Raw genomic sequence first — 7,643 nt, 5'->3', positions numbered from 1 at the left:
AGCTTAGCTTGACAATAAAGGATTGTGCTAATGTTGTATTTACAAGGGCTTGCTGGTTATCACCCGATAGCTTGCTTAAAGAGACATTGGGAGAGATATTCACCCCTTCATTTATTACCACCGGAGGGTTTATGCCTAAGACACAAGAGGTCATCAATATAAAAATAATTTGCCGCTTCACTTTACTAAAGTGTAAAAAATCCTAACTACCTTTGTCAAGAAAATTTTTCTTACCCAAACTACAAACCTTAAACCTCTCGCTTCGCTCAATTGTAAATTTTATCCACCTTCAATTTACAATTTGCAATTTACAATTTGCAATTTACAATTTTTTCTTTGCATAGACAATCCTTTGGATTGCGGTTATATTACCAAAAATTGCCAGTATCCACAAGGCTATATCCATCCTTGTTAATCCTCCAATAATAAGCAAAATAATTCTCTCTGATCTTTCCAAGATACCAACATTCATTTCAATCCATTTCTCTGCCCTTGCTTTGATATAGCTTGTAAGATAAGCACCCATCAGGGCCAATAAGCCTACAATAACCAAAATAGGGTTTTCTCTATAATAATAAATAATACCAGATAATACAAAAGAATCGCCATATCTGTCAAGGGATGAATCCAAAAATGCACCAAAGTTTGAGGGTCCCTGACTTATCTTGGCAAGTTTTCCATCAAGTATATCAAGCAATCCAGCAACAAGAAGAGAGAGGCTTGCACAAACAAAATTTCCTATTCCAAAACAAAAACCTGAGGCTATACACATAATTAAGCCTAAAATAGTTAATGTATTTGCACTTACCCCTACCTTTTTTAAAATAAAAACAAACGGGTCTAAAACAAATGTATACCTTCTTCCAAAATTGCTTATCATAAGCTGACTTCCGACTTCCGACTTCCGACTTCCGACTTTTTTTTATATTTCAATACCGCAAGGGAGAGACGAAGGAGTAAAATTTCTGTCATCTCAGACGCATCCCTTTGGACATCACCCAATTCTCTTATTTTTTTATCAAGTAAAACAAGATTTTTTTCAGCAATTTCCATCCCAAATTCATCAACAAGCCTTCTTAAGGATGAAAATATGCTTTTTCTTACCCTTGGGCTATTATCATCAATTTTTTCAATAAGTATAGCAAAACCCTCCTTTATCTTTAATTTAGAAAACCCATACGCAGAGGCTGCCCTTATTTCTTCGCTTTTGTCTGATAAACCAAGGATAAACGCCCTTTGTCCCTTCAGAGAGCCAATGTTAATCAGGGATGTTATTATTCTCTTTTTTATCCCGGGCTCTCTCTCCTGTGTCCATGCCATAAGAAGGGTCGGTGTAAATTTTTCGTCCTTCATCATTCCAATGCCAATAATAGAAGCCGCCCTTATCTGTGGATTTGAGTCTTTTGTTAGCTCAGCAAGGAGCTTAAGAGCCCTTTCTCTATTTTCTGTGGTATAATTTCCCATTGTATGAGCTATTTGCATTTGAACACGCCAATTCTTACTCCTTATTCCATCCACAAGAATGCCAAATCCTTTTTCTTCACCAAGCCTGCATAGAGCAATGGATGCCTCCCTTTTTACCTCAAGTTTTTCATCTGCAAGCATCTTAATTAATGGCTTAATAAATTCTGGTTTTCCTATCTTTTTTAAGCTTTTAATTGCCTCCCTCCTAATTTTGAAATCATTATCGTTAAGAGAAAAAATGAGAAAGTTTATATGCTGTTCTTCCTTTTTAATGCCGATAGCCCTTATAATTCCTTCTTTGATATATAGACCCTTCCCTTCTATTGAAAGGGTTATACCATACTTTTTTCCAATATTTGCAAGTGAATATGATGCCTGCAATCTTACTATATCATCCCTATCATCTAATACCCTAATAAGTGGTTTTATTGCACTATTATCTCCTATTTTTCCAAGCCCTGTAGCTGCTATCCTTCTTATCTTTATGTTATTATGCCTTAATGCCTTAATGAAGACATCACAGGATAAAGGAGAGGAAATTTTTGCCAAAGATATATAAGCCTCTTCAGAAACCGCCAATGTTTCATCTGATTGTGCCTTAATAAGAAATTCTATTACCTTTTCTTGACCCAGTCTCGCCAATACCTCTCCACATATAACCCTTAAAGCCCAATCCTTTTCCTTAAATAGCTCAATAAGACAAGACAAAACCTTACTTCCTCCAATTTCAACAAGACAATTAGCTGCCAGCCTTTTTATTCTCCAACTCTGGTCTTTAAGAAGCTTAATTAGGCTATCTATTGCCCTTTCATCCTTAATTTTAGAGAGAATAGATACAATCTCCATTTTATTGTTTGCTGATAAAGCATCTATATTTATCCTTAAAATTTCATCCTCAATCTTTCCTACATATTCCATAAATTCAAGAATAAGGGGTTCGTTTGTTCTAAATCCTTTATTTTTTAAGCAATTATATACCATACATAAAATAAGTCCTCCTTTTATAAGCCCTATCTCAAAAAGGTCTTCATTAGAAATAGAAACTCTGCTTAAAATTTTTATAATAAAATCTTCATCCCTTTTTTTAAGAAAGAAAACAAGCGTTTCTTTCAGCTTGTTTTCAATAATAAGTTTAAAAATAGAGCTCATAATTTCTAGTGAATTTTCAAAAGCGATAAGGCTATAAAGAAGGTTTGAAATAGAAGGTCTTTTAACAAGAATGTCTATTAGTTTATTTTTTCCCTCTAATCCAAGGGATTTATAGCCTGCAATAAAACATCCATTTCTTCTCTTTTCAATAAATAAAGCATCTTCATCCCTTCCTAAAAATAAATGGAATATGAGCCTTTTTCCATCATCTTGCGGAGTCCAGCCTGTATTTATAAGAAATGAGAAAAGGGAATTTTGCCAGTTTAAAAAGAGGCTGTTAAAAAGCTCTTCTTTCATAGCATCGTCATTAATGCTTGAGAGGATTCTTGTAGCATCATTTTTGGTTTCAGAGTTTTCCAGCATTTCAATAAGAACTGGAATATCAGGAGAAGATGGAGGAATACACTTTGCGGTTTGTCCTGTTTTTATAAAAAAAAGGATTCTTTCTTTAGAAGATGAGGGTGCAAAGCCCCTTGTTGTAATTATCTCCCATACCTTTTCATTTCTATCCTTAAGATAATTAGAGCAAAGGTAATCAATTGCGGATGTGTTGGAAAGATGGCAAAGGGAAGAAAAAGCAAGCCTTTTTATATCACCATCAGGGTCAGAAAGGCTTAAAACAAGATAGGGAACTACCTCACTTGTCCCTATTTTAGAAAGCTCTTCTATTGCCTTTTTTCTTCTTCCTTTTCCAAAAATTGGGGATTTATCGGAAAGGTTTTTGACAATTTTATTGAGGTCCACTACTTCTTGGTTTTACGAGAAGCAAAAACTTGATCAGCTATTCCATACTCTACAGCTTCTTCAGCTGACATATAAAAATCCCTATCTGAATCTTCCTCAATTCTTTCAAGCTTTTGACCTGTATGTTTTGCAAGAATTCTGTTTATCTCCTCCTTTACCCTTAAAATTTCCTTTGCCTGAATCCCTATATCTGTGGCTTGCCCTTGTGCTCCACCCAAGGGCTGATGAATCATAATCCTTGCATGGGGAAGGACGAACCTTTTTCCCTTCGTTCCTGCTGAAAGGAGCAAGGCTCCCATTGATGCTGCCTGGCCAATACAAATGGTTGAAACATTGCATTTTATATATTGCATTGTATCATAAATGGCAAGCCCAGCTGTAACTATTCCCCCTGGGCTGTTGATATAAATGTCTATATCCCTCTCAGGGTCTTCTGCCTCAAGATAAAGCAATTGGGCTGTTATTATATTTGATATTTCATCGTCAATTGGAAGGCCTAAAAATATTATCCTATCCTTAAGAAGCCTTGAAAATATATCGTACCCCCTTTCTCCCCTTGGGCTTTGCTCTATGACCATAGGAACAAGTTGTAATTTTTCCATCTTTACCAAATTATAGATATTTGCTCCTGTGGCTGTTTCCACATAAAATTGTGATAGGTGTAAGGGTTATAAGGAAGAATCCCCCTCCATCCATCCTTTGATAGGCTTATAAGGCTCTCTGCAGGTCGCAATAGAGATACCTCAAATGGTGGTGGTAAGACGCCATGGTCTTGCCCACCAATGCCAACCGCACCTATCTCAATCCTTCTTGCCATATCAAAATATGCCTGCTGTTGCTGATATATTTGGCTTGTATAAACAGACATAGCAGGGTCTGATTCGACAATGTCTGATACAGGCATTGGAGAGCGAGAAGGTCCTGGTGTCTCTGCTTGAGGCATTTCTGCCCTTACAGAGGCGCTTGTCCTTTCTACTACCTCTCCTGGTATCTCGGAAACATATCCTTGATTTGGCTCAATAGCATTAACTACCATAATTTCATCACCTTACATTTATTATACAAACTAAAGGGATAATTTTTCAAGGGATTTTTTAAATAATAGCAAAAAAACAAAAAATTATGATAAAATAAAATGGTAAATTGATAAGCCCAAAGTATGTTTATTCCCATTTTAGAAATATAAAGGATTCATTTCTCCTTGAGAGTATGAATGGTCCCTTTAATGTTGCAAGATATTCGTTTATTGGCTTTGACCCTTTTATTACAATAAAAGCAAAGGAAGATAAGGTTTTTATAAATGAAAAGGTTTATAAAGGAAATCCATTTTTTATCTTAAGGGATGTATTAAAAAGGGCAAAAAAACATAAAGAATTTAAGGGATGTTTTGGGTATTTTGGCTATAATCTTGCCTGGTTTATTGAGGAGCTGCCAAGAAAAAATATTGATGACATTGGAATGCCAGACCTATACCTTATCTTTCCAAAAAACCTCATTGTTTTTGACCATAAGCTAAAAACAATGGAAATTCTTTCTCTAGATGAAAATGAGATAAGAAAAGAAATTAAAAAAAGGGAGGTGCCATTTTCAAAGGAGATAAAAAGGGGTCGTTTTATATCAAATTTTACAAAAAAAGGATACATTGAAATGGTAAAAAGGGCAAAGGGGTATATAAAGGCTGGCGATATATATCAGGCAAATTTATCGCAGAGGCTTTGTTGTGAGCTTGATATGGATCCTTGGTTTGTCTATAAAAACCTTTCTTCTATTAATCCATCTCCATTTTCTGCATTCTTAAACCTTGGAGATTCTTTTATTGTAAGCTCATCGCCCGAAAGGCTCATTAAGGTATCCGATGGTATTATTGAAACAAGGCCCATTGCTGGGACAAGACCCCGTGGAAAGGGAAGAATAGATAAAAAGCTTGAGAAAGAGCTTATATTAAGCGAAAAGGAGAGGGCTGAACATATTATGCTTGTTGACCTTGAAAGGAATGATATTGGAAAGGTCTGTAAATATGGAACAGTGATACCGGATGAGCTTATGACAATTGAAAGGTATTCCCATGTTATGCATATTGTATCAAATATTAAAGGAATTTTAAAAGATGATAAAGATTTCATTGATTGCATCATTGCAGGATTTCCTGGTGGAACAATTACAGGTGTTCCAAAGAAGAGGTGTATGGAGATAATAGAGGAGCTTGAACCAACATTTCGTGGTCCTTATACAGGCTCAATTGGCTACATTGATTTTCAAGGCAAAATGGACTTGAATATTATTATAAGAACAATCATTATTAAGAATAGCAAAGCATATATCCAGGCAGGTGGAGGCATAGTTTCAGATTCAGACCCAGAGCTTGAGTATTACGAAACCTTACATAAGGCAGAGGCATTGATATTGAGTATTACAAAGTATGTTGACTAACGATAGGTTTTCAGCATATAACGGCATATATACTGAAATAAAATTGGTTTTTTTGTGTTATGCTAAAACAAAAATGGTTTGCTTGAAATTCAATTGATGTTTAGTATACAAGGGATTCTGTAATCTTTCTTACAATTTCCCTTGGGTTTTCTGCATTTGTTATTGGTCTTCCAACAACAATATAGTCTGCTCCGCTTGATATTGCTTCCTTTGGTGTTGCCTTTCTTTTTTGGTCATCAAGGGATTCAAAAAGCCTTATTCCAGGGACAACAACAAGAAAATCCTTGCCACAGGTATCTTTTATCTCCCTTATCTCCATAGCCGATGCAATTACACCATCAAAGTCTGCCTCTTTTGCCATCAGAGAAAGATAAGAGACCATTTCATCTATAGTAAAATCAATCCTCATATAGGAAAACCAATTCTTGTCCAGGCTTGTAAGAATAGTTACACCAAGAAGCAAGGGAAGATTTCCTTTCCTGCTAGATACAGCACATTCAAGCATTTCCCTTCCGCCCAATGTATGAATAGTAAGCATATCAATCCCCATATCAGAAGCCTCTTTTACAGCGCAACCTATGCTATTTGGAATATCATTAAGCTTTAAGTCTAAAAATATACTTTTTTCTCTTTTTTTAAGAAAATCAATTATCTCTTTCCCATACCTTAAAAATAAAGAAGGTCCTACCTTAAATATCTTGCAGAGGTCATCAAGGGAATCTACGAGGCTTTTTATTCTTTCAAAGTCCAAAATGTCTAAAGCAACAATAAACCTTTCATTTGGTTTCATACTTATAATTTTAGCATCTTGCCTAATCAAAAAGCAATAATGTATAATTTTAAAAGGCGCCTGTAGCTCAAATGGAAGAGCATCTGCCTTCTAAGCAGATGGTTGGCCGTTCGAACCGGCCCAGGCGTGATAAGAAATGAAAAAGTGGTTCATTGTGTTTTTATTATTAACCGCAATCGCTAAATCCCATAGCATTGAATTAAATAAAGATTATTTTAAAGGGTATATACGAGATACAAAAAGCATACTTGCTCCAAAAAAATCAAAGTTGATAAATGCTTCATTCGTAGTTGGTGCAACGGTTGGGTTATATGCCTGCGATTCCAAGATACAAGATTGGTCGCAAGAAAATAGAAATGAGACAAGCGATAAAATTGCAAGTTTTGCTAAACCATTTGGTGATGGAATGTACACATTACCACCTTTGGCATGTCTTTATTTTTATGGTCATTTTTTTGAAAATGAAAAGCTAAAAGAGACCTCCTTGTTAAGTTTAGAGAGCTTTGTAGTTAGTGGTATGTTCACGCAAATAATAAAACTCCTTGGACACAGGCATAGGCCTAACACTGATGACCCTTATAACACATGGGATGGTCCGAGTTTTTCCTCTTCTAATTTATCTTTTTCTTCAGGACATTCCTGTTCTGCTTTTGCTATAGCAACGGTGATCGCATCAGAGTATAAAGGGGTTATTTCACCATTGGCATATAGCATTGCAACATTAACAGCCATATCAAGGGTGAATGATAATTGCCATTGGGCTAGTGATGCCTTTTTTGGCTCTTATATAGGCTATTTTACAGCCAAAGCAATTGTTAGTTCGCATAGCGAAAAAGATAAAACACTCACTATTTTTCCTACAGGGTTTTCGTTAGCATATAAATTTTAATGGCAAAACTAAATAAATGGTAACTATTCAGTCATTACAGAGAGAAACGCAGAATGGATGAATTGGAGAGAGGGAGAAGGGGAGAAAGGGAGAATCTTAAGAAGGGGAGAAATTTCTCCGTTTCACAGAAAAAGGGGAGAATGGGTGAAAAAATACAAAGCTATAAAGACTTAAAAG

General features: G+C 35.6%; 7 protein-coding genes and 1 tRNA gene. 3 read left to right on the top strand and 5 right to left on the bottom strand.

Annotated features, from left to right (window positions below; genetic code table 11):
• Positions 1-322: 322 nt before the first annotated feature.
• Genes AB1630_08615 through AB1630_08600 form a run of 4 tightly spaced genes read right to left on the bottom strand, consistent with a single transcriptional unit; the run spans position 323 to position 4,393 of the window.
• Positions 323-880 (bottom strand): CDP-alcohol phosphatidyltransferase family protein, encoded by a 558-nt coding sequence (locus tag AB1630_08615; GenBank protein MEW6103854.1) that lies wholly within the window; start codon positions 878-880, stop codon positions 323-325.
• Positions 877-3,357, bottom strand: a complete 2,481-nt coding sequence (locus tag AB1630_08610; protein ID MEW6103853.1) for a HEAT repeat domain-containing protein — start codon at positions 3,355-3,357, stop codon at positions 877-879. Before AB1630_08610 ends, AB1630_08615 begins: the two co-directional genes overlap by 4 nt.
• Positions 3,357-3,959: an ATP-dependent Clp endopeptidase proteolytic subunit ClpP gene (clpP, locus tag AB1630_08605; protein ID MEW6103852.1), complete on the bottom strand. Its 603-nt coding sequence runs from the start codon at positions 3,957-3,959 to the stop codon at positions 3,357-3,359. Before clpP ends, AB1630_08610 begins: the two co-directional genes overlap by 1 nt.
• 2 nt (positions 3,960-3,961) lie before the next feature.
• The gene (locus tag AB1630_08600) at positions 3,962-4,393 is read right to left on the bottom strand and encodes a hypothetical protein (protein MEW6103851.1); all 432 of its coding nucleotides are present in this window, start codon (positions 4,391-4,393) and stop codon (positions 3,962-3,964) included.
• A gap of 107 nt (positions 4,394-4,500) precedes the next feature.
• Between AB1630_08600 and AB1630_08595 the strand changes: the two genes are divergently transcribed.
• Positions 4,501-5,787, top strand: coding sequence for an anthranilate synthase component I family protein (locus AB1630_08595; GenBank protein ID MEW6103850.1), 1,287 nt, complete (start codon positions 4,501-4,503; stop codon positions 5,785-5,787).
• 100 nt (positions 5,788-5,887) lie between these two features.
• Here the strand turns inward: AB1630_08595 and pyrF are convergent, their stop codons facing one another.
• Positions 5,888-6,577: an orotidine-5'-phosphate decarboxylase gene (gene pyrF / locus AB1630_08590; GenBank protein ID MEW6103849.1), complete on the bottom strand. Its 690-nt coding sequence runs from the start codon at positions 6,575-6,577 to the stop codon at positions 5,888-5,890.
• A 56-nt stretch (positions 6,578-6,633) separates the two neighbouring features.
• Between pyrF and AB1630_08585 the strand changes: the two genes are divergently transcribed.
• Together AB1630_08585 and AB1630_08580 are read left to right on the top strand one after the other, a co-directional pair.
• Positions 6,634-6,706: transfer RNA gene (locus AB1630_08585), tRNA-Arg, on the top strand.
• A 7-nt stretch (positions 6,707-6,713) separates the two neighbouring features.
• Positions 6,714-7,466: a phosphatase PAP2 family protein gene (locus AB1630_08580; protein MEW6103848.1), complete on the top strand. Its 753-nt coding sequence runs from the start codon at positions 6,714-6,716 to the stop codon at positions 7,464-7,466.
• The last annotated feature ends 177 nt before the right edge of the window (positions 7,467-7,643 follow it).

The organism is bacterium (genome assembly GCA_040753555.1).
Lineage (GTDB): Bacteria > UBA9089 > UBA9088 > UBA9088 > UBA9088 > JBFLYE01.
This window is presented reverse-complemented; position numbering and strand designations above follow the sequence as displayed.

What these genes read in the sequence shown, in the direction of transcription:
- AB1630_08615 (MEW6103854.1), bottom strand. Translation starts at nt 880, where the DNA reads ATGATAAGCAATTTTGGAAGAAGGTATACATTTGTTTTAGACCCGTTT.
- pyrF (MEW6103849.1), bottom strand. Translation starts at nt 6,577, where the DNA reads ATGAAACCAAATGAAAGGTTTATTGTTGCTTTAGACATTTTGGACTTT.
- AB1630_08600 (MEW6103851.1), bottom strand. Translation starts at nt 4,393, where the DNA reads ATGGTAGTTAATGCTATTGAGCCAAATCAAGGATATGTTTCCGAGATA.
- clpP (MEW6103852.1), bottom strand. Translation starts at nt 3,959, where the DNA reads ATGGAAAAATTACAACTTGTTCCTATGGTCATAGAGCAAAGCCCAAGG.
- AB1630_08580 (MEW6103848.1), top strand. Translation starts at nt 6,714, where the DNA reads ATGAAAAAGTGGTTCATTGTGTTTTTATTATTAACCGCAATCGCTAAA.